The organism is Streptosporangium sp. NPDC050148, from assembly GCF_055586505.1.
On the sequence record NZ_JBVJIA010000043.1, the window covers coordinates 1 to 20361 of the forward strand.

Below are 20361 nucleotides of genomic sequence, written 5' to 3' on the forward strand. Positions count from 1 at the left end.
TGGCGCCCACGTGGTCGGCGGTGGCCGCGATGGAGCGGATCATGTGCTCCATGTCGGCGCCGCTGGCCAGGAAGGAGTCGACGTCGCCGTCGGAGCGAAGGAGCCGAAGAGCCGGGGTTCGACCGGGGCGATCCGGAAGGAGGGGTCCAGGGGGAGGCGGGCGGTGGTGGCCAAGGTGGTAGCTCTTTTTTTGGTTGCTTTGGGCGGTAAAAACATGTTTACAACCTTCTTGTGCCGTTTAAAGATATTTTTGCTGATTCGACTCTCAGGTGTTACCCCGCCCCCGCGTGGCCTGCGGACCCGCTCACGATCCGGCCGGTCGGCCCGCGCCGACGGACCGCCGCCGGTCCAGGCGCGCCTCCAGGTGATTGTCCACCAGGGTCAGCGCCGAGGCGATGGCCATGTGCATGTCCAGGTACTGATAGGTACCGAGCCGTCCCCCGAAGTACACGTCCGGTTCCTGGGCCGCGCGCTTGCGGTAGCGCTCCAGCACGACGCGGTCGTTCGGGGTGTTGATCGGGTAGTAGGGCTCGTCCCGGCGCCCGGCGCACCGCGAGTACTCACGCATGATCACGGTGCGGTCGGAGGGGTAGTCGCGTTCGGGGTGGAAGTGGCGGAACTCGTGGATGCGGGTCCAGGGGACGTCCACGTCCGCGTAATTGATCACCGACGTGCCCTGGAAGTCCCCGACGGGGAGCACCTCCCGCTCGAAGTCCAGGGTGCGCCAGCCCAGCTCGCCCTCGCAGTAGTCGAAGTAGCGGTCGATCGGCCCGGTGTAGACGACGGGCGTACCGGGCGGGAGGGCGGATCGCAGGTCGAAGTAGTCGACGCCCAGGCGCAGGTGGATGCGCGGATGATCGGCCATGCGCTGGAGCCAGGCGGTGTATCCGTCCGTCGGCAGGCCCTCGTGGGTGTCGGTGAAGTAGCGGGTGTCGAAGGTGTAGCGGACGGGCAGGCGCGTGATGATCTCCGGCGCCAGCTGGGTGGGGTCGGTCTGCCACTGTTTCTGTGTGTAACCGCGGATGAACGCCTCGTACAGCGGGCGCCCGATGAGCGAGATCGCCTTCTCCTCCAGATTCGCCGCCTTCCCCCGGTCGACCTCCCCGGCCTGCTCGGCCACGAGCGCGCGAGCCTCGTCGGGGCTCATGTGCCGGTCGAAGTAGGCGCAGATGGTGCTCAGGTTGATCGGCATGGGGAACACCCGGCCGCCGACGACGGTGTGGACCCGGTGCTGGTAGCCGGTGAAGGAGGTGAACCGGTTGGCGTACTCCCACACCCGCTCGTTGGAGGTGTGGAACAGATGGGCGCCGTAGGAGTGCACCTCTATGCCCGTGGCCGGCTCGCGCTCGGAGTAGGCGTTGCCGCCCACGTGCCCGCGCCGCTCCAGCACCAGCACGCGGGCACCGAGCCGGCCGGCGGCCTGTTCGGCGACGGTGAGCCCGAAGAAGCCTGATCCGACCACGACCAGGTCGAAGGAGTCGAGGAACATGAGCGGCCTTCCGTCCGGTGGGATCAGGTACGCAGGGTGTGGGTGGTCGGGCAGGGGGCCGGGACGCCGCAGCTGGCGCACCGCCCGTCCTGGCCCGGGACGTGCAGGAGCAGGACGGCGGAGATCCGGGCGAGCAGCGGCGCGCGCAGGAAGGGGGTCGCCGAGCTGACGGCCGCCTCGGCCAGCAGGGGGACCGCCGATCCGGTGAGTCTCACCGCGCCCAGGGCGGCATCCCGCAGGCCCGCGCTCGCGGCCCCGACGCCCTGCCCGTGGGCTCGCTCGAGGTCGCGGGCGAGACGGCACGGTGACGGCGGCACCCGGGTGCTCACAGGGCGGTTTCCCCGGCGGCCACCGATCGCCGATCGGGATCGAGGTCGTCGATCAGCGCCGCCATGGAGGCGGCGATGACGTCCCACTCCTGACGGCGCCGGATGGGACGCAGATGCCTGTCACGGTCGGCCGCCGAGTGCCGGACGACCTCGCGGCAGGCCCGCGCGAACCCCGCGGCGTTGTCGGCGAAGTGGACGACGTCACCGTAGTCGGCGACGACGTCGGGCACGCGGGTGGAGACCACGGGCAGCCCGGCGACCAGGTACTCCAGGGTCTTGGTGGGACTGATGGAACGGGTGGCCTCGTTCACGGCGAACGGCATGAGCGCCACGTCGAACCCGGCGAGTTCCCCGGGAAGCCTCTCGTACGGCGTCAGTCCCGCGTAGTGCAGATTGCCGGCACGGGGGACGGCGTCCTCGTCGATCTTGGTGATGGGGCCGACCATCCTGATGGTCCAGTCGGACAGTTCCCCGGCGAGGTCGCGGAGCAGTTCCAGGTCCATCCGCTCGTCGATGACCCCGACGTATCCGGCGACCGGGCGGTCGTGCGGCCGCCGCAGGGCGCGGGCGAGGATGAAGTGCGCGCTGTCGACCCCGCTGGGGAAGCAGTGGACGTCATGGGTGCGCCGGTCGGTGACCGAGCGGTGCAGCGAGCGTCCGCCGGTGAAGACGATGTCGGCCGCCCGCAGCGACCGGCTCTGGCGCTCCCGCATCTCGGCCGAGGCGCCGAGGAAGGACGCCAGGTCGTCCATCACGTCGTAGATCAACCGGCCCGGCCGCAGGGACTGGGCCGTGTCGATGGCCATGGGCGTGTACAGCCACACGTCCGGAGCCGCGGGGCGGTCCTCCTCCGCGAACATCTCGGCCAGCAGACGTCCGTAGCCGGCCGAGACGGGCTCGTCGAAGCAGGCGGCCTCCAGGAGGCTTCCGCCGCGCGGGACGTCCATCCACACCCGGATCACGTCGCCGTGCTCCTCCCGCCGCAACCGCGGGAACGACACGTCGGCGTAGGCCGGTTCCTCCACGAACCAGGTCCTGGCGCCGTTGCCCGCCCGCGCGGCCGCGAGCCGGGAGACCAGTTGCTGGGGGCGCTGCCACACCCACACCCAGCGCAGGTGGGAGAACACGACCAGATCGGGGTCCACGGGTATGCCGATCACTACAGGCTCCTTGCGTCGATCGGTACGGTCACCGGCGGGACACGGTCCCGCCGTGGCGGTTCCTGCCACGGCCATCCCGCCATCGCCGGCAGGAATCCGGCCAGTTGCTCCTCGCACGGGGCCTGGAACCGGTAGGCCGGCAGCTCCCGTACCGGGGCCCCCGCCGCGGCCGCCCGCCACGCGCGGGTGAAGACCGACTCCTCGCGGGAGCCGTCGAGCCCGTGGCCGACCACGCCCACCGGGTCGGCCCGCCGGGACGGGAGGGCGAGTAGCGAGTCCCAGTCGCACGAGTCGACCTGCGGGAACCAGCAGTAGCCGTGCAGGGGTACGCCGCGTGACAGTGCCAGCTCGTACTGCTCCAGCGTGTAGCGCAGCCAGGACGCCCGGTCCGGCGGGAACCCCCTGATGTTCGTCTCGGTCAGCATCATGGGCAGCCCGTAGCGGTCGCTGTACTGGCCGATCACCTCGGCCAGTCCCAGGGGATGCGGAGAGGGGACGCGCGCGCCGGTCTCGCCGTAGAACCACTCCGAGTGGCAGTAGTAGTCCAGGCCGAGGACGTCCACCCGGACGGCGGGCAGATCGAGCAGCGGCTCACCGCCCGCCGCGATCAGCTGCGACAAAAAGGGCCGATCGAGGTCGAGGTCACGGCCCAGCATCAGGTCGAGGACCACGTGGCGGCGGTCGTTCGCCATCCGCGCGTGGTCAGCCCCCGGGCCCGTGCCGCTGTGGTGCTCGCCGGTGTCCACCCACACGTGACGGGCGTCGGGCAGCGTCTGCGTCCAGCACAGGGCCGCCTCGCCGATCGCGGGCAGGACGGAGCACAGCAGCCTGGCGAACCCCTCCACCCCCCGGTCGTAGGGCGGCCACAGCGCCTCGTGCCCGGCCAGGAACAGGGTGGCGAAGGGCTCGTTGAAAAGGGTGTACGCCGGCAGCCAGGGGTAGCGACCGGCGACGGCCTCGGCGTAGGCGACGTAGGCCCCCGCGAACCCGCGGTCCCTGAAGCCGTCGGCCAGCCAGTCGGGGTAGGTGGTGTGGTGGACCAGGTCCACGACGGGCACCACGCCACGGTCGTGGAGGTACCCGAGAACCTCGTCGGTCTCCGCCCAGTCGAACGTGCCCGGCTCCGGGTTGATCCGCTGCCAGCGCAGCGGATACCGCAGATGGCGCACCCCGACGGCCAGGACCTCGTCCACGTCGTGCCGCCACCGGGCGGCATGGCCCGTCGTGTCCAGCTCGTCGATCTTCCACATGGGAAGGTAGGTGCTCTCGAAACCGGCCACGAACGTCCGCCCCACCGGCGGCAGAGGCGACATATCCGCCTGACGGGGTGCGCTCATGGACTCTCCAGGTGACGGTGACGACGGGACGACGGCCGTCTCGGTGCTGAAAGGCCGACTCGACAGGCCATTGTCACGTAACGTAGTTGACTCGTTACTAAGATGCCCGTCTTGAGGCATATTGATGCATCATCTGCCGATCGTTGTGACGACACCGGCCACGGAGGGTGCCGCTCACCGTGAACCGGCCCGCGAGAACGATCGTCGCCCCACCGCCCCCGGGCCGTCACCCCGTACGGTCACCGAACGATCGGGGACGGGCGCGTACCGCCTGTCCCAGCGTGGGTGCGGTCTCGAAGTGCTCCGTCATGCGGGTCGGCTCGAAAAGCCGCCGGGGACGGCTCTGCGCGGCCAGGATCACGACCGTGAGCCGCTCGCGGCCTCGCTCCCCTCGTGCCGTGGCGGCCTCCGTGGCAGGCGGATCAGCCCGCGAAGAGGAGCAGCAGGCCCACCACCGTGTAGGCCACCATCAGCACCAGGAGCGGGATCTGCCCGACGACGGCGGTCCGCCGCGGGAACAGGGCCAGCGCGCGGTCGTGGGCGAGCACGGTGCCGAGAACGTGACCGACGACGATCACCGTCACCTGGAGCATGGCGATCCCGGCCGGGGAGGTACCGGCCGCCTGGACGGTCCACCCCGCGGTGCCCAGCCAGTCGGCGCCGGTGACCAGCGGATCGGAGAGCAGGGCGAGGGTCCGCTGCCCCTCCAGCAGGAGAAGCGTGTAGTAGTGGGCGACCACGTACCCGACGGCGATCGGCACCACCGCGTGCGCCAGCTCGCCCGCCGTCGTACCCGGCTCGGCCGCGCCCCACCGGCCGGCCAGCGAGGTCGCGCCACGGTACGCCGCGAGCACCAGGCCGATGACGGCCAGCAGGCCCACCGTCCCCGTCACCGGAGCCGGCACCGAGCTCTCCTGCACGAAGCGCACCCAGATCGGGGCGTTGGAGAGACTGTCGTACATGGTGGAGCCGAGGAGCACCACCACCAGCACCGTCAGCCCCGGCACCGGCCGAAGCCCGGCCATGCCGTCCAGCGAGTTGCGCCAGGTCACGACGCCGCCGGGGCCCCTCACCACCGGGGCGAGCCGGCCGACGAGGGTGCTGTAGACCTCGAACGCGTCCGCGTGGCCGAACCAGCGCGACCCGAACAGCACCGCTCCCGCGAGCATGAACACGACGTACACGGCGAGCCAGGCCCCGATGACGGGCAGGGTGGCCCGCTCGGGGGCGACCAGTTCCAGCCAGACGAAGGCGAGGAGACCTCCGGCGGCGGGCCGGTAGCCGAGACCCTGCGGCAGCGGGCGCAGCCCGGTGCCGGGGTCGCGTCCCAGAGCCCGGCAGGCCAGCAGGTGCAGCGTCCGCAGCGGGTTGAGGACCGGCCACACCGGCCCGAACAGCAACGAGAGCGGCACCAGCCCGACCCAGAACAGGACGTAGAACACCCCCGCCGTGGGGTTCTCGACGCGGTCCGGGCCGAAGAGCAGGCCCACGCAGAAGTACGCCGCCGCGACGAGCCCGGCGATGCGCCAGACCCACGGCCACGCCCGCGCGGAGACCGTCCTCTGGAGCAGGGAGGGCAGCGGGCGGGAGTGGCGGACGTCGCTGCCCAGCCGCGGCTCGGTCCAAAGGGCGCCCAGCGCCACGAAGGACACCAGCAGGGCGAGGATCGCGCCGGTCAGCGCGGCCTCGAAGGGGATCGGCAGGTCCTGGCGACCGCCGATGCCGTGGGCCAGGAGCATCACGCCGCCCTAGCGCACCACGAGCTGGCACAGCTGCAGCTTCGACCCGTGGGTCTCGACCTCGAACAGGCCGTCCCGGTCCGCGACGAACTCGATCGTCGCGGGGACGCCCGGCTTCAGGGCCGCGGCCTTGTCGTAGCCGTGCACGTGCGCCTCGTCGGCCGTGTCACCGGTCACGGTGATCCGTACCGTCTGGCCCTTGGCAACGTCGATCCGTCCGGGAGGGGGCGTCACCTGCCGTCCGGTGACGGCCACCGTGATCTCCTTGACCGTCGAGGCGCCGGGGGCCGGAGCCGCGGCGGGCGAGCCGCAGGCCGTGGCCGTCAGCAGGGCCGTCAGCAGGGCCGCCGGCAGGGCCGCGCAGAGCATGAGCGCGGCCGGCAGCGGGCGGCGGCGGGCAGGGGGGGGACGTCATGACTGTTCTCCTGAGGGGGTGTCAGGCCGACGTGCGGAGCGGCGAGCCGGCACGGTGGCGAGGACGGCGGATCGGTACGGGGTCGCGGTGACGCGGCAGGACGGAGCATGACGGCGACGTGGTGGCGGTGCGGTGGCGGCATGGTGGCTGCGGGACCGGAGCGCGGGCGGCGGGTCAGCGTCGCCTGGCGCTCTTGGCCGCCTTGCCGGCCTTGGCGCCGCGCGGCCCGCGCGACGCGCTCGCGGACCGTCCCGGGGACGTGCCCGCCGGCGGCCCGGTGGCACGTCGCCGGACCTCCGTGCCCCGGGACGACGGTCGCCGTGCCGCCCGGATCATCATGAACCCCGCTCCGGCGACCAGGACGGCGGGCAGCAGCCACACCGACGGGTCGAAGCCCGAGGCGGCGGGCCTGGGCGCGTCCGACGCCACCGCCTGCGGCGTGCCCTGCGGGGTGACGGGGGCGGCGGCTCCGGCCGACGCTCCGGCCGACGGCGCGGCGGCGCTGGGTCCCGCGTGGGCGAGCAGTGCGGGATCGGGCTCGTTCACGGGCGCCTTCCAGCCCTTGGGCGGTTCCGACGTCCTGCCCCTGTAGGTGAACCTGACCTCTCCGGTGACCTTCTCGCCGTCCGAGGCGACCGACACGTAGCGGGCGACGTACAGACCCCGCTCCGGCCAGTACGCGACCGGGACGGTCGCCGGGAACCCGGTGTGGTACAGCTTCGGCTGCCAGGAGCCGTCCACCAGGTTGTACTCCGTGACCGGCTCGTCGAGGCGCTCGGGCCGCCCGTGCGACCAGGGCCGGTCGACGCGGGCGCCACCGGGGGCGGTGACGGAGAAGTACGCGTTCGGGGCGGGCTTCTCGGTGAAGTACAGCGCGAGCGACTCCATCGGCTCGGTCACCGTGCTGTCCTTGGCCGGTGTCGACATCGCGAGCCGGCCGTGCGCGGACGCGGGTGTCGCCAGGGTGGTCAGCGCGGCGCCGGCGACGACGACCAGTGCGAGCAGCCGGCCCAACCAGCGCGCCATCGCCACCTCTGCTCTCCACCGGTAGGGCTCACCGGCCATGGAAACACGGGACGATTCAACCGCTCAAGGTCAAATCCAGTTGAGAGTAGCTGCTTTTGTGTCCTGTGAACAGAAGATCAGTACTCATCTGGTGAAAGAACGTCACATATAGGGAAATAAGTAGGCTATGAGCGGCGGCACACGCCGGATGAGACCGATGTCCCCGGCCATGCCCGCAGACGGTGCGGACGACGAGAACGGCGAGGCCCGCGCCTACGGCATCTCGCCGGTCCCACCCGGCAGTGCCAGGTCGCCGTCTGCCTGCTTCAGGACGTCCACCGCCTCTCTCAGGCTTTCTGCGACCTCGAAGTAATCCCTCATGGTGGTCAGGTCGAAGAGACGCCGGGGACTGCTGCCCGGGGCGAGGATCACGATCAGACGTCCCCCGCGCTCGCCGACCCGCCTGCGGATCTCCACCAGCAGCCCCACCCCTGCCGAGGCGATGAAGGTCAGCGAAGTGAGATCCACGATCAGCCTGACCTCACCGCGGGCGCCCACCACTTCGTCGAGGATGGCGTGCACGCGGGGAGCGGTGACGGCGTCCAGCTCGCCCAGGAGGCGAAGAATCCGCAACGACTCCAGCCGCCAGGTACGCACCTCCAGCAGTGCCTCAGGAGCGTCGGCCGTCGGCCGTGGCGGCGGGGAGGAGAGGAAGGGATCGGAAGACATCGGACGCTCACCTTCGCGGGTATGAGGGGAAGGCGGCCTCGTCTCTGGACCGGCATCCCCCTACCCGCCCCGCCCGGCTTAACCATTCCTCGGGTCTGCAAGGCTGGAAGGGGCACCGCAGGTACTTCGCACGCGTCGGTCAGACGTCTCGTCGCCGGTGACCGGTGGGGCGCAGCGCCAGAAAATCGCGGGCGGGCCATGTCTTCGCCGTTGACCTTCCCTCCGGTCCCACCTGGTCGGACGCCCTGCTGTCGCTGCTGGTGGCGACCGACACCTTCGAGGGATTTCTGCACGAGCTGACCGTGGCCCCTGCGGCCGGGTGGGCGGCTACGACCTCTACAACCCCCGCCCCCACTCGTGTACGGCCCCTTGACGGTCGATGAGAAGGACGCGTCTCGGGTGCTGCGCCGGAAGCCGATATGGATCCGAGGGCCGGTCTGAACAGTGAGGCCGCCTCGCCATTCCGATGTGAGCATGCAATCTGCATGCTACAGTGCATGCATGTCGATCATACAGATTCGAGATGTTCCTCAGGAGACCGAACGGACGCTGAAGATGCGGGCCGAGCGTGAGGGCAAGTCGTTGACGGCGTATGTGCGTGAACTGCTCAACGAGGAGGCGGCCACCCCGACGCTGGACGAGGTGATGGCCAGGATCGCCGCTGACGAGCCGGTGCCGTACGATCCCGACTTCGTCCGCGAGACGCTGCGTGAGGGACGCCGGTGAGCCTGGTCGTCGACGCCTCGATCGTCTTCCGCCTGCTGGCCAACGTGAAGGGCGACGACCTGCTCCGCCAGCGATTGGCCCGCAGACTGCACGCCCCCGCGCTGATCGACGTGGAGATCGCCTCCGTGGTGCGCGGGCATGTGATCACCAGCAAGCCGGAGGTACGCATCTCGGAAGAGCGGGCCCAGATCATGCTGGAGCGCTACGCCCAGCTCAAGATCGTCCGCCATCCCATGCCGTCCCTGCAACGGCGAGTGCTGGAACTGCGCGACAACCTCACCGCCTACGACGGCATGTACGTGGCCCTCGCCGAGCTGCTGGGCGTGCCGCTGATCACCGACGACGCCAAGTTCGCCGGCTCGACCGGGCACCGGGCGGAGATCCACCGCTACCCGCCACCGCTGCTGTAGGTCCTCTCGCGATGCGCCGGCTCCCGGACGGTCCATGGTGGGGTTCCACCGGGTTCTCCATGATCTTGGTCATCACGCGGCCCGGCCGGGCTTGACGTGCCGAGGACGGACCGTGGACGAGCGGCGCCGTGGCCGACACGGACGATGCCCGGGCCTTCGATTCGAGGCCCGGGCATCGCCTTGCCGTGAGGCGGTCACTCCGGGAAGCCCGCCCACCTGAGTCCGGGCCCACCCGCTTCGTGAGACGTCACCCCATGTGCGGGTAACGGTGATCGGTCGGCGGGACGAACGTCTCCTTGATCGTGCGGGCGTTGACCCAGCGGATCAGGTTGAGGATCGACCCGGCCTTGTCGTTGGTGCCCGAGGAGCGGGCGCCACCGAAGGGCTGCTGGCCGACGACCGCGCCGGTCGGCTTGTCGTTGACGTAGAAGTTGCCCGCCGCGAACCGCAGCCGCTCCGACGCCTGGGTGATCGCGTGACGGTCCCGGGCGATGATCGAGCCGGTCAGCGCGTACGGCGAGGCGTCGTTCACCCCGTCCATGACCTTCTCGAAGTCCGCGTCGTCGTAGACGTGCACCCCGAGGATCGGCCCGAAGTACTCCTTGACGAAGATCTCGTCGGTGGGGTCGGACGACCGCAGGATCGTCGGCCGCACGAAGTAGCCGGTGGAGTCGTCGTAGGAGCCGGTCAGCACGTCGATCGAGTCGAGCGAGCGGGCCCGGTCGATGGCCTCCCTGTGCTTGGCGAACGCGCGCGCGTCGATGACCGCGCCCATGAACGTCGACAGGTCCGCGGCCACGTCCCCCACGGTCAGCGACTCGGCGGTGCTCACCAGGTCGTCGCGGATCACCGACCACAGCGAGCGCGGCACGTACGCGCGCGAGGCCGCCGAGCACTTCTGCCCCTGGTACTCGAACGCGCCGCGGACCAGCGCGGTGACCAGCACGGCCGGGTCGGCCGAGGGGTGGGCCAGCACGAAGTCCTTGCCGCCGGTCTCGCCGACCAGCCGCGGGTAGGACCGGTAGGAGGTGATGTTGGCGCCGACCGTGGACCACAGGTGCTGGAACGTCGCGGTGGAGCCGGTGAAGTGGATGCCCGCCAGGTCCGGGTGGACGGTGGCGACCTCCGAGACGGCCTTGCCGTTGCCGGTCACCATGTTGATGACGCCCGGCGGCAGCCCGGCCTCCTCCAGCAGGCGCATGGTGAAGTGCGCGGCGAACTGCTGGGTGGGGGAGGGCTTCCAGACGACCACGTTGCCCATCAGGGCCGGGGCCGAGGGCAGGTTCGCGGCGATGGCGGTGAAGTTGAACGGCGTGATCGCCAGGACGAAGCCCTCCAGCGGCCGGTACTCCATCCGGTTCCACACCCCGGGAGAGGAGAGCGGCTGGTCGCTCTGGAGGCGGCGCGCGAAGTCCACGTTGAAGCGCAGGAAGTCGATCAGCTCGCAGGCGGCGTCGATCTCCGCCTGCTGCGCGGACTTGGACTGCCCCAGGATCGTCGCGGCGTTCAGCGTCTGCCGGTACGGCCCGGCCAGCAGGTCGGCGGCGCGCAGGAAGATCGCGGCCCGCTCGTCGAAGGGCAGGGCCCGCCAGGACGGCGCCGCCCGCAGGGCCGCGTCGATCGCCGCCCGCACGTCGGCGGCCTCGGCGTCGGCGGTGCGGCCCAGCACCGAGGCGTGGTTGTGCGGCTGCACCACGTCGATCGAGGCGCCGGCGGCCATCCGCCGCTCGCCGCCGATCGTCATCGTCAGGTCCGGTTGCGCCCCGGACAGCTCCTTGACGCGGGCCTCCAGCGCGGCACGCTCGGCGCTGCCGGGCGCGTAGCCGAGCACCGGCTCGTTGACCGGGGCGGGAACGGTGGAGATGGCATCCATCACTTGCCTCCAAGGGCACGCAGAAAGAAGGCGATGTTCGCCGGGCGCTCGGCCAGCCGGCGCATGAAGTAGCCGTACCAGTCGTCGCCGTAGGGGACGTAGACGCGCACGGTGTGACCGGCTCCGGCCAGGGCCCGCTGCTTGTCGGCCCTGATCCCGTACAGCATCTGGTACTCGTAGTCGCCGATCGCCCGGGCGAACCGGTCGGCGAGGGTCTCGGTGATGGAGATCAGCCGGTCGTCGTGCGTGGCCACCATCGGGTAGCCCGCACCCGACATCAGGATGCGCAGGCAGCGCACGTAGGCCAGGTCGACCTCGGTCCTGCTCTGGTGCGCCACCGAGGCCGGTTCGGCGTAGGCGCCCTTGACCAGGCGGACCCGGGAGCCCGCATGCGCCAGGTCGCGGCAGTCGGCCTCGCTGCGGAACAGGTAGGACTGCACGGCGACGCCGACGGAGGGGAAGTCCTCGCGCAGGGCCCGCAGCGTCTCCAGGGTGGAGTCGACCGTGGTGTGGTCCTCCATGTCCAGGGTCACGGTCGCCCCGCAGGCGCGGGCGGCCTCGCAGACGTGCCGCGCGTTCTCCGTCGCGATCTTGGCACCGTCGGCCCCGAGGGCCTGGCCGACCGCCGAGAGCTTCACCGACACCTCGGCGCGGTCGCCGAGGTCCAGCTCGGTCAGGGCGCCGAGCAGCGTGACGTACGCCCCGGCCGTCCGGGCGGCGGCGTCGGCGTCCCGCGTCTCCTCACCCAGATGGTCGACGGTGACGGTCAGGCCGGCGGCCGTCAGGCCGCGGATCGCCTCGACCGCGTCGGCGGGCGTCTCGCCCGCGACGAAGCGGTCGACGACCTTGCGGGTCACCGGCACGCCGGAGACCGCGCGCCGTACCAGGGGTGACCGGGAGGCACCGAGAAGCAGGGAACCGAGCATGTCCCCACCCTAGAACCCGCCCCCGACCGGCGGTCATGTGCATCTGCCACGACCGCCGACGGGAGTGTTCATACAGATGTACGACAATGGTCGGGTGCTGCAGGAGACGGTGGACGAGATCGCCGCGAGGCTCGGCGCGTCCGCGACCCTGGAGGACCGCTCCTTCCAGCTCCTGGCGTACGCGGCGCAGAGCGGCGACATCGACGTGGTGCGCCGGGAGTCCATCCTCCGGCGCCGCGCCACGGACCAGGTGCGGGCCTACTTCGAGGGGTACGGCATCGCCGTCGCCCCCGGGCCCGTGCGGATCCCGGCCGACGCCGCCCTGGGGGTGCTCGCCCGGGTCTGCGTGCCGCTGCGGCACCACCGGGTGACCTACGGCTACCTGTGGCTCCTCGACGACGGCACGCTCGGCGACGACGCCCTCGCCTCCGTCGCCGACCTGGTCTCCCGGGCCGCCGCCGTCCTCGCCCAGGAGGCCCGCAGCCGCCAGGACCTGGGCGCCGGGCTGCGCGAGCTGTTCTCCTCCGACGCCGAGGAGCGCTCCCGGGCCCTGGCCCGGCTGGACGTGCGCGGCCCGGTCGCGGCGATCGCCGTGCGCGGCTCACCGGACCGGGTCGCGGCCCTGTGGACGCTGCCGCGCGGCGTGCTGGCCGACCCGGCCTTCCCGGGCAGGGACGGCGGGGACCGGCAGGGGGAGCCGCTGGCCGCCCTGCTGGTCCCGGCGGGCCAGGCACGGGAGCTGGCCGCCAGGGTCCAGGGCATGTACGGCACGACGGCGGGTCTCGGCGGTCCCCGCGAGGAGGCCGCGCGGGCCTGGCGGAGCTGGGACGAGGCCGTGCACGCCCTCGACGTCGCCACCAGGGTGCCCGCGCTGGCGCCCGTGGCCGCCTGGCCGGACCTGGGCGTCTACCGGATGCTCACCCGGATGTCCCGGGACCGGCTGCGGGAGCTGGCCGGGGAGACCGGCCGGCTGGCCGAGGACCCGGAGCTCGCCAGGACCGTGGAGGGCTACCTGGACCGGGCCGGTCACGCCCAGGAGACCGCGGCCGCGCTCGGCGTGCACCGCCAGACGCTCTACTACCGGCTGGCCAAGGCCGAGCGGCTCACCGGCCGCGACCTGGCCGACGGCCAGGAACGCCTGCTGGTCCACCTCGCCCTCAAGGCGGGCCACCTGCTCTGAGGACGCGCTCCCGGGCGGCCCGCCAGCGGTCCCGTGTCCCGCCCGTGGTCCCGTGTCCCGCGGCCCGTCCGTGCCCGGACGGCTCGACGGGCCCGCCTCGCGGGCGGTCCCCCGCGGGCCGTCAGACGTTCGCCCGGTAGATCTTCACCCAGTCCACGTACATGCTGACCGTCGGGGGAGTGGAGCGGTTGCGGCACGGCGACCACTGGTTGCACGTCACGTCGTTCTGGAGCGTCAGGTGCATGGAACGGCTCCTGGGCACGTTCGGCCCCCGGTAGTCCCACACCTTCCTGCCGTCCAGCCAGAACGTCAGCCGTCCGGGCAGCCAGTCGACCGCCACCGTGTGCCAGCGGGTGAAGTCGGCCCGCATCTGCCGCTGCGCCTGGGGCCGCTCGCCGCGGTGCACGAAGATCCCGCCCGACCTGCGCGACGGGTCGATGATCTCGGCGAAGTCGACCTCCGCGTACTCCCCGCCGCCCTGGTCGGACGGCCAGAGCAGGGCCACCGGCGTGTACCCGGCGCCGCGCTCGGCGCGCAGCCGCACCTCCCAGCGCCCGTAGCGCTGCGCGGTACGGGTCGCGATGCCCCCCGACAGGTCCCGGCCACCGTAGAAGCCTCCCTTGAGCCGCAGGGCACCGCCGCTCACGGTCGAGGCCCGGCCGGTACGCGGGTTGGTCCCGGCGCCGGGGGAGTGGTAGACGACCCACCGGCGGCCGTCGACCCGGCTGCCGTCGAAGTTCTCCACCAGGACCGGGGCGCCCCAGGAGCGGGTGCCGGACGTGCCCGTCCCACCGGCGGAGACGGCACCGGCGGGCGTGCCCGGTGCGGCGGCGAGGGCCGCCCCCGCGGACGCGTGCGCCGGGGGCAGGGCGGAGAGCGCCAGCGTTGCGGCCAGGACGCCCAGGAACGTGCCACGAATCGACATGGGCCCATCAAAGCAACGATTGCACTCCAGTAACAGAGGTATCGCGATTTCGCATCCGTCCCTCACCTTTCCCGTACGGAGGCAAAGGCCGTCGCGGAAGAGGGCGGAACGCGTCGAAGGCCCGCCGCCGAGGAGGGCGGAACGAAGAAGACCGGGGACCCCGTCGGGGTCCCCGGTCTCGATGCCGGTCGGCGGCGCCGCACCGGGCGCCGCGGGCGGTACGGCTAGTGGGCGGCGGCGGCGCCGGACAGGGCCGTCTCGTACACGTGGACGAGCTCCTGGCTGATCCGCTCCCACGAGTAGCGGGACCGGGCGCGGTCGGCACCGGCGAAGCCGAGGGCGGTACGCCGGGTCGGGTCGGCGAGCAGCTCGCGGGTCAGGCGGGAGGTCTGCGCCGGGCGGTCGGCGGGCACCAGCAGGCCGGTCACCCCGTCCACCACGGAGTCGAGGTGGGCGCCCACCGCCGAGGCGATGACGGGCACGCCGCAGGCCATGGCCTCCAGCGCGACGACCCCGGCCGGGGCCTCCCTGGGCAGCGAGAACACCACGTCGGCGCTGCGCATCAGCTTCGCCACCGAGGTGTGCGGGACGTGGCCGAGCACGGTGATCCGGTCCTCGACGCCGATCTCCTTGGCCAGCAGCATCATGCGGTGCGCGTCGGCGTCGTGCTCCAGCTCCGTGGCCGCGGGCCCACCGGCGATGATCAGCTCGGCGTCCGGGACGCCCTCCAGGGCGCGGATCGCGGTGTGCACGCCCTTGTCGGCCGCGAGCGGGCCGACGTGCAGCAGGCGGGGACGGGTGCCGCGGGCGGCGGAGGGGCCCTGGCGGCGGAACCGCTCGACGTCGACGCCGCACGGGATGACCGAGATGTTGCGGCGCGGCACGCCCAGGCGGATCAGCGAGGTCTCCTCGTCACCGCACCCGGCGATCACCGCGCTGGCGCGGCGGCCGATGGCCCGCTGCACGCGTACCTTCTTGGCGTCCTTGGCGTCGCGGGAGCTCTCACTGCTGAAGGTCTGGGTGAACGGGACGTTGAGCCCGTTCGCGCCGGCGATGGCGGCCAGCCCGCCGGTCCAGGAGTGGGCGTGGATCACGTCCGGGCGGTCCTGGCCCCAGCGGTCCATCAGCTGGTCGCCGAGGTCCGACAGGTAGGGAAGGACGCCGTCCTCCGGCAGGTTCTCGGCCGGACCGGCGGTGAGGTGCTCCAGCGTGACGCCCTGCGACACGCGGACCCGGGACTTGTCCGAGTCGGAGTTGCGGCGGGTGTAGATGGTGACCTTGTGCTCGCGGCCGAGCTCACGGGCCACTGCCATCAGGTGAGCGCGCTGGGCTGCGAGGTCGGACTCGTCCTGGGTGGAGGAGAGAGCCTCGGAGGAGACGAATGCAATGTTCACGGCACACCTCTGGGAGGAGATAGGCATGGAAAGCCTGTAATTCCTTCAGGGGTGCCTGCGTCTTAGGCACACGTCTGTATGGGGACAACCATACCCTGAACGGCGCCGAAGCCAAACCCTTCTACCCAGAAGGAAGCGTTCAATACTTCCGGCTCTGCCTGGACTCCTCGGCCCTGGCGCTGGGGACGCGCAGCTGGACCACGCATCCGCCCAGGTCATGGTGGATGTCGAGACGGTCGCACAGCTGGCGGGCGATCCACATCCCGTCCCCGGAATCGGCCGCGGGGCCGATCGCCGAACCGGCCACCGCGCCGGGCGCCGACCCGGCGGGACCGGTCCCGGAGGCGGCGGAAGGGGCCGAGGGGCCGGCCGAGAAGGCGGCCGCGGGACCGGCGGGGGACCCCGGCGGACGGAGACCCGCCACCGGGTCGCAGATCCGCCCGCCCCTGCGGTCGAGCTGGCAGACGATCGCGCCCAGCCGCTCCCAGAGCCGTACCGTCACCGGCGGCCCCAGCACGGCCGCCACCTCGTGGGCGGCGACCGCCAGCAGGGCCGCGCGGTCACGGTTCAGCCCCAGGAACGACGCCTGGCCGCTGACGAACGTCCGCAGGGCGTGCAGCGTCTCCACCCGCGCCACGGCCGAGTCCGCGGGCGGCTGCGGGAGCGGGACCGCGTCGCACTCGGCGATGAAGGCCGCGGGGTCGGCGTACTCGGGACAGGGCACGGCCACGGCGCCGTCCTCGCAGAGCCACGGATGGGTGCGCCGGGCCGCGGCCAGCACCCCGGAGGCGGCTGTCCTGGCGTCGTACGGGCAGATCATCCAGATGTTGGTGCCGCGCAGCAGCAGGTTCAGAGCGGCCTCCATGCGCTGCCAGGCCCGCACGTCGGCCGGTGCCCGGCCGGTCCACACCGGCTCGGCGAGGATCCGCACGTGCCCGCCCCGCGGGGCCTCGGGCCCGCGCCGCTGCCAGTAGCGGTGGAAGGCGGTGGCACGCTCCACGGTGCGCCGGCCCAGGAACGCGGTCTCGGCGTAGTCCACCAGGCGGCCGTCCCGGCCCAGGGCGTCCGCGAGGAGCTCCAGGTTGGCCGGGGTGGTGGTGACCATCACCGGGTCGCCCTGGGCCAGCCCGTCCCGGACGAAGGGCAGCGCGACCGCCAGGAAACGCTCGTCGGAGTCGTGGATCGCGGCCTGGTGCGCGAAGGACCCGGCGGCATGGACCGCGGCCCGGTGAACGGAGGTCATGAAGGCCGCCCCACTCCCTCGTACGCGGTCCGGCCACCGGCGGGCCCTGGTCACCGGGCCGGACGCGGGCTCCCGCCCGGCCGGTCGTGCCCGAGGGGCACGTCCGCCGGTCGCGCCGCCGATCATGCCCCGCCGGTCACGCTATACGACACGAAAGGCGAGTATCACGATCTCATCCCATACCCGCCCGCCGGAGAACGCGTGCCGGTCCTCCTCCACGGTCTTGACGACCGTGGCCGGGCTCTGCGCCACGCAGCGCGCCAGCACGTCGGCCAGCCTGGTCTCGCCGTAGGACTCGCCCACCTCGTTCTGCGAGGCGACCAGCCCGTCCGAGTAGAACACCAGGGTCTGGCCCGAGGTCAGGGTGAGCTCCTCGGTGAACATCTCGGCCTCCGGGGCGATGCCCAGCGGCACGCCGCCCCCCGCGGTGAACCGCACCCCGCCGTCGGGCTGCAGCAGCGCGGCGGGATGGTGGCCCGCGCTGGCCAGCCTGATCCTGCGCGCCCGGATGAACCCGGTCACGGCCATCACGAACATGCCGTTGTTCTGGGCGGTCAGGGCCTGGTTCAGCTTGCGCATCACCTCGCCCGGGTCGGACTCCCAGACGCTGAGCACGCGCAGGCCGTTGCGGACCATGGCGCTGACCGACGCGGCCTCCTCGCCCTTGCCCGCGGCGCCGCCCAGGGCGAACCCCCATCCGTCCTTGGACGGGAAGACGTCGTAGAACTCGGCGCCGACCGGGCTGGACCCCGCGTTGTAGATCGCCGCCGCCTCGAACCCGGGGATGTCCGGCAGGCTCCGCGGCACCACGCTGGTACGCAGCGCGTCGGCCGCCCGCGAGCGGGTCTGGAAGCTGCGCCGGGCCCGCACCGCGAGCCCCAGGTGGGCGCCGATCTCCTCCATCAGGCCGAGATCGGCCAGCGTGAACGGCTCGCGGTCGCGCAGCCGCACCAGGGTCAGCGAGCCCAGCACGTCACCCCCGCCGCCGCCGATCGGCACGATCAGCACCGAGGCGGCGCCCATCACCCGCAGCAGCGGAGGCCCGCCCGGCACGTCGCCGAGCAGCCCGTCGTCCTCCAGCATCTCGTGCACCACGCCGGAGCCGCCGGTCAGCACGTGCGCGACGCCCGGCGCGGTCAGCGGGTTCATCTGCTCGGCCAGGCGGACCAGCTGGGTCACCGGCCGGTCGCTCGGGCCGAGCACGCAGGCCCGCTTGGGCATGCCGTCCCGGATCATGTCGGCGAAGACCCAGTCGGCCCACTCGGCGGCCAGCAGCCGCGCGGCCCTGGTGACCGTCACCGGCTGGCGCAGGCTCTCCTCGTCCAGCAGCAGCCGGGTCATCCTGGACAGCAGCTCCTGCCGGCGTGCCGCGGCCATCACCAGGACGGCGTCGGAGCGGTCGGCCGGGCCCGGGGGAGGGCCCGGCACCTGGGCCTCCAGCGGGAGGATCATGACCGCGACCATCTCCTGCGGCTCGCCCGGCATCGTCAGGCGGGTCACGGCCAGCTGCACCGTGTGCGCCCGGCCCTGGTGGGCCAGGCGCGTCTGCAGGGTCGCGGTCTGGCCGCCCTGCTGCACCGCGGTCAGGTGCGAGCGGAACGCCGCCCGCCGGGAGACGTCCACGAAGAGCGGGAACGAGCGGCCGATCAGGTACCCGGCCGGGCTGCCCAGCATCCGGGAGGTCTCGGCGCTGATCCGCCGGACCACTCCCGAGGCGTCCAGCACCACCACCGGGATGGGGAAGGTGCGGAACACCTGCCGCAGCAGCTTGAGTTCCCGCTGGGACCCGCTCTCGCGCTCACCGGAGCGTTTGGGCGCCTTGCGCAGCTCGCGCACGGAGGCGTCCAGCAGCTCACGCGCGGTGTCGAGCTCGGCGAGCGCCGCGTCGAGTGTGGACCTGGGGTCCGCGGGGTAGGCGGACTTCGCCTCACGCAGGGAGGAGATCCTGGCGGTCAGGGCGCTCAGCGCCTGCTCCAGGGTCTGAAGGCCAATACCGTCGGTCAATGGTCGTCCTCGTCAGGGGGCGGGGATGGGGCGTTATCCCGTCGTAGACGGTACGCCACTCGAGGCCGGATCGGCGCGTGGTCGGGTAGTGGTTAGGTTGGTGGCACAGGAAAGGGGGCCCGCGGATGGACATGGTCACTCCCGTCCTCGCCAGGGACCTGGCGGTCCTCGGCAGGGTCAGCGAGGAGACGTCCAGCGAGAGCGTGCTGCGCGGGCTCACGGCCACCCTCGCGGGCGGCGTGCCCGGCTGCGCGGGCGGTTCCGCCGAGCTGTGGCGCGAGGAACGGGTGGTCGTCTCGGCCTCCCACAGCGAGCTCGTCGTGCTCGCCGACAGCGAGGAGCGGCTCGGTGAGGGGCCCTCGTCCGAGGCCCGCGCCACCGGGCGCCACGTGATCGTCCAGGACGTCCTGCGCGAGTCCCGCTGGCCGGGCTACGTCGCCATGGCCGTCCGCTGCGGCGTCCGCTCGATCCTGACGATGCCGATCACCGTCGAGCGCGCCGTCCTGGTCCTGGGCATGTACGGCGTGCGGCCCGGGGTCTTCGCCGCCAGGAACGTCCCGCCGCTGGCCGACATGCTCGCCGAGCAGGTGGGCGTCGCCCTGGCCAACATGTGGGACTACGACGAGGTGCGCACCGACGCCGCGCAGATGCAGGAGGCGCTCGCCGGCCGAGCGATCATCGACCAGGCCAAGGGCATCATCATGAAGTCCAGCGGCTGCTCGGCCGAGGCCGCCTTCGACGAGCTGCGCCGCATCTCCCAGCACCACCAGGTGAAGGTCGCCGACCTGGCCCGGCTGCTGGTGGACGAGCACCAGCGCAACCGCGAGGCCAGGACAGGAGCCCCGGAGGGCTCCGCGGGGGGTTCCACGGAAGGCTTCACGGAGGGCTTCACGGGAAGCTGAGGCGCGGCCGGCCCGGCCCCGGGGGCCCGATGCCCCTAGCGGTCACCGGCCCCCGGGGAGTCGCCGAAGGCCGCCAGGGCGTCCTCGACCGTGTCGTACAGCGGCAGCCGCTGGGCCAGGCCGGTGATCCACATCACCTTGGTCTTGGCGTACTCCACCCCGATGAGGGCGAACTTCGCGCCCGCGGTGGTGCTGACCTGCCAGTGGTGGACGATGAGCCCCAGCGCGCGCGAGTCCATGAAGGTCACGCCGCTCAGGTCGATCGCCATGTCCGGGCCGTGCTCGCCCGACTCCGCCGCCAGGTAGTCGGCGAACTGGTCTCTCGTCGTCGCGTCCAGCAGACCCGTCACGTGGATCACGTTGATCCCACCGACGACCGCCGACGTGAGAGTCAGGGCCGCCGATCTCTCGCCGTTCTCCGACACCGTCACTCAGGGCCTCCTCGCCATTCGATTAGCAACCTTACTGTTACCTGCGAGCGAGTAATACTCCGGGATTCATGGCAATAATGGAAGCAGAGGTCCAGCAGAGGGCCTCGCCTCGAAACGTAGGTCGAGGCGATGCCGTCTGCCCGG

Annotated in this window: 19 protein-coding genes; 4 read left to right on the forward strand and 15 right to left on the reverse strand. The window is 72.1% G+C overall.

Going from position 1 to position 20361, the window contains the following annotated elements; genetic code table 11:
• Positions 1 to 304 precede the first annotated feature (304 nt).
• The 8 genes from glf to ACZ6RT_RS33075 form a co-directional block, all read right to left on the reverse strand.
• Entirely contained in the window at positions 305 to 1489 is a 1185-nt protein-coding gene (gene glf, locus ACZ6RT_RS33040) for a UDP-galactopyranose mutase (RefSeq protein ID WP_399197336.1), read from the reverse strand.
• Between the two features lie 23 nt (positions 1490 to 1512).
• The gene (locus ACZ6RT_RS33045) at positions 1513 to 1818 is read right to left on the reverse strand and encodes a hypothetical protein (protein ID WP_399197335.1); all 306 of its coding nucleotides are present in this window, start codon (positions 1816 to 1818) and stop codon (positions 1513 to 1515) included.
• Entirely contained in the window at positions 1815 to 2978 is a 1164-nt protein-coding gene (locus ACZ6RT_RS33050; RefSeq protein ID WP_470157788.1) for a glycosyltransferase, read from the reverse strand. Before ACZ6RT_RS33050 ends, ACZ6RT_RS33045 begins: the two co-directional genes overlap by 4 nt.
• The gene (locus ACZ6RT_RS33055) at positions 2978 to 4315 is read right to left on the reverse strand and encodes a family 1 glycosylhydrolase (RefSeq protein WP_470157790.1); all 1338 of its coding nucleotides are present in this window, start codon (positions 4313 to 4315) and stop codon (positions 2978 to 2980) included. The genes ACZ6RT_RS33050 and ACZ6RT_RS33055 overlap by 1 nt, the downstream gene beginning before the upstream one ends.
• A 422-nt stretch (positions 4316 to 4737) precedes the next feature.
• Positions 4738 to 6054, reverse strand: a complete 1317-nt coding sequence (locus tag ACZ6RT_RS33060) for a hypothetical protein (protein ID WP_399197332.1) — start codon at positions 6052 to 6054, stop codon at positions 4738 to 4740.
• 9 nt (positions 6055 to 6063) lie between these two features.
• The gene (locus tag ACZ6RT_RS33065; protein ID WP_470157792.1) at positions 6064 to 6423 is read right to left on the reverse strand and encodes a cupredoxin domain-containing protein; all 360 of its coding nucleotides are present in this window, start codon (positions 6421 to 6423) and stop codon (positions 6064 to 6066) included.
• A gap of 220 nt (positions 6424 to 6643) precedes the next feature.
• Positions 6644 to 7534 (reverse strand): copper resistance CopC family protein, encoded by an 891-nt coding sequence (locus tag ACZ6RT_RS33070; protein WP_470157794.1) that lies wholly within the window; start codon positions 7532 to 7534, stop codon positions 6644 to 6646.
• Between the two features lie 213 nt (positions 7535 to 7747).
• Entirely contained in the window at positions 7748 to 8203 is a 456-nt protein-coding gene (locus tag ACZ6RT_RS33075; protein ID WP_470157796.1) for an STAS domain-containing protein, read from the reverse strand.
• A 501-nt stretch (positions 8204 to 8704) separates the two neighbouring features.
• On the opposite strand from ACZ6RT_RS33075, the gene ACZ6RT_RS33080 reads away from it, so the two are divergent.
• Together ACZ6RT_RS33080 and ACZ6RT_RS33085 are read left to right on the forward strand one after the other, a co-directional pair.
• Positions 8705 to 8929 carry a FitA-like ribbon-helix-helix domain-containing protein gene (locus tag ACZ6RT_RS33080; RefSeq protein WP_470157798.1) on the forward strand — a complete coding sequence of 75 codons (225 nt, stop codon included), beginning with the start codon at positions 8705 to 8707 and terminating at the stop codon, positions 8927 to 8929.
• Positions 8926 to 9339, forward strand: a complete 414-nt coding sequence (locus ACZ6RT_RS33085; RefSeq protein ID WP_470157800.1) for a type II toxin-antitoxin system VapC family toxin — start codon at positions 8926 to 8928, stop codon at positions 9337 to 9339. The genes ACZ6RT_RS33080 and ACZ6RT_RS33085 overlap by 4 nt, the downstream gene beginning before the upstream one ends.
• A gap of 247 nt (positions 9340 to 9586) precedes the next feature.
• Here the strand turns inward: ACZ6RT_RS33085 and pruA are convergent, their stop codons facing one another.
• Entirely contained in the window at positions 9587 to 11212 is a 1626-nt protein-coding gene (gene pruA, locus ACZ6RT_RS33090; RefSeq protein ID WP_399197287.1) for an L-glutamate gamma-semialdehyde dehydrogenase, read from the reverse strand.
• Complete coding sequence (locus tag ACZ6RT_RS33095) at positions 11212 to 12138, reverse strand: proline dehydrogenase family protein (protein ID WP_344903954.1); 927 nt, start codon at positions 12136 to 12138, stop codon at positions 11212 to 11214. Before ACZ6RT_RS33095 ends, pruA begins: the two co-directional genes overlap by 1 nt.
• A 76-nt stretch (positions 12139 to 12214) precedes the next feature.
• Between ACZ6RT_RS33095 and ACZ6RT_RS33100 the strand changes: the two genes are divergently transcribed.
• Entirely contained in the window at positions 12215 to 13318 is a 1104-nt protein-coding gene (locus ACZ6RT_RS33100) for a PucR family transcriptional regulator (protein WP_399197289.1), read from the forward strand.
• Positions 13319 to 13439: 121 nt separating this feature from the next.
• Here ACZ6RT_RS33100 and ACZ6RT_RS33105 read toward each other — a convergent pair whose 3' ends face one another.
• From ACZ6RT_RS33105 to ACZ6RT_RS33120, 4 genes are all read right to left on the reverse strand, one after another.
• Positions 13440 to 14243, reverse strand: coding sequence for a glycoside hydrolase family 16 protein (locus ACZ6RT_RS33105; RefSeq protein ID WP_399197291.1), 804 nt, complete (start codon positions 14241 to 14243; stop codon positions 13440 to 13442).
• 224 nt (positions 14244 to 14467) lie between these two features.
• The gene (locus tag ACZ6RT_RS33110; protein ID WP_399197292.1) at positions 14468 to 15637 is read right to left on the reverse strand and encodes a glycosyltransferase; all 1170 of its coding nucleotides are present in this window, start codon (positions 15635 to 15637) and stop codon (positions 14468 to 14470) included.
• Between the two features lie 139 nt (positions 15638 to 15776).
• Positions 15777 to 16880, reverse strand: a complete 1104-nt coding sequence (locus ACZ6RT_RS33115) for an anti-sigma factor RsbA family regulatory protein (RefSeq protein ID WP_470157804.1) — start codon at positions 16878 to 16880, stop codon at positions 15777 to 15779.
• Between the two features lie 141 nt (positions 16881 to 17021).
• Positions 17022 to 18884 carry a SpoIIE family protein phosphatase gene (locus ACZ6RT_RS33120; protein ID WP_470157806.1) on the reverse strand — a complete coding sequence of 621 codons (1863 nt, stop codon included), beginning with the start codon at positions 18882 to 18884 and terminating at the stop codon, positions 17022 to 17024.
• A 125-nt stretch (positions 18885 to 19009) separates the two neighbouring features.
• Here ACZ6RT_RS33120 and ACZ6RT_RS33125 point away from each other — a divergent pair, with 125 nt between their 5' ends.
• Entirely contained in the window at positions 19010 to 19786 is a 777-nt protein-coding gene (locus ACZ6RT_RS33125; protein ID WP_470157808.1) for an ANTAR domain-containing response regulator, read from the forward strand.
• 35 nt (positions 19787 to 19821) lie between these two features.
• Here ACZ6RT_RS33125 and ACZ6RT_RS33130 read toward each other — a convergent pair whose 3' ends face one another.
• Positions 19822 to 20217, reverse strand: coding sequence for an STAS domain-containing protein (locus ACZ6RT_RS33130; RefSeq protein WP_399197296.1), 396 nt, complete (start codon positions 20215 to 20217; stop codon positions 19822 to 19824).
• Positions 20218 to 20361: the final 144 nt, after the last annotated feature.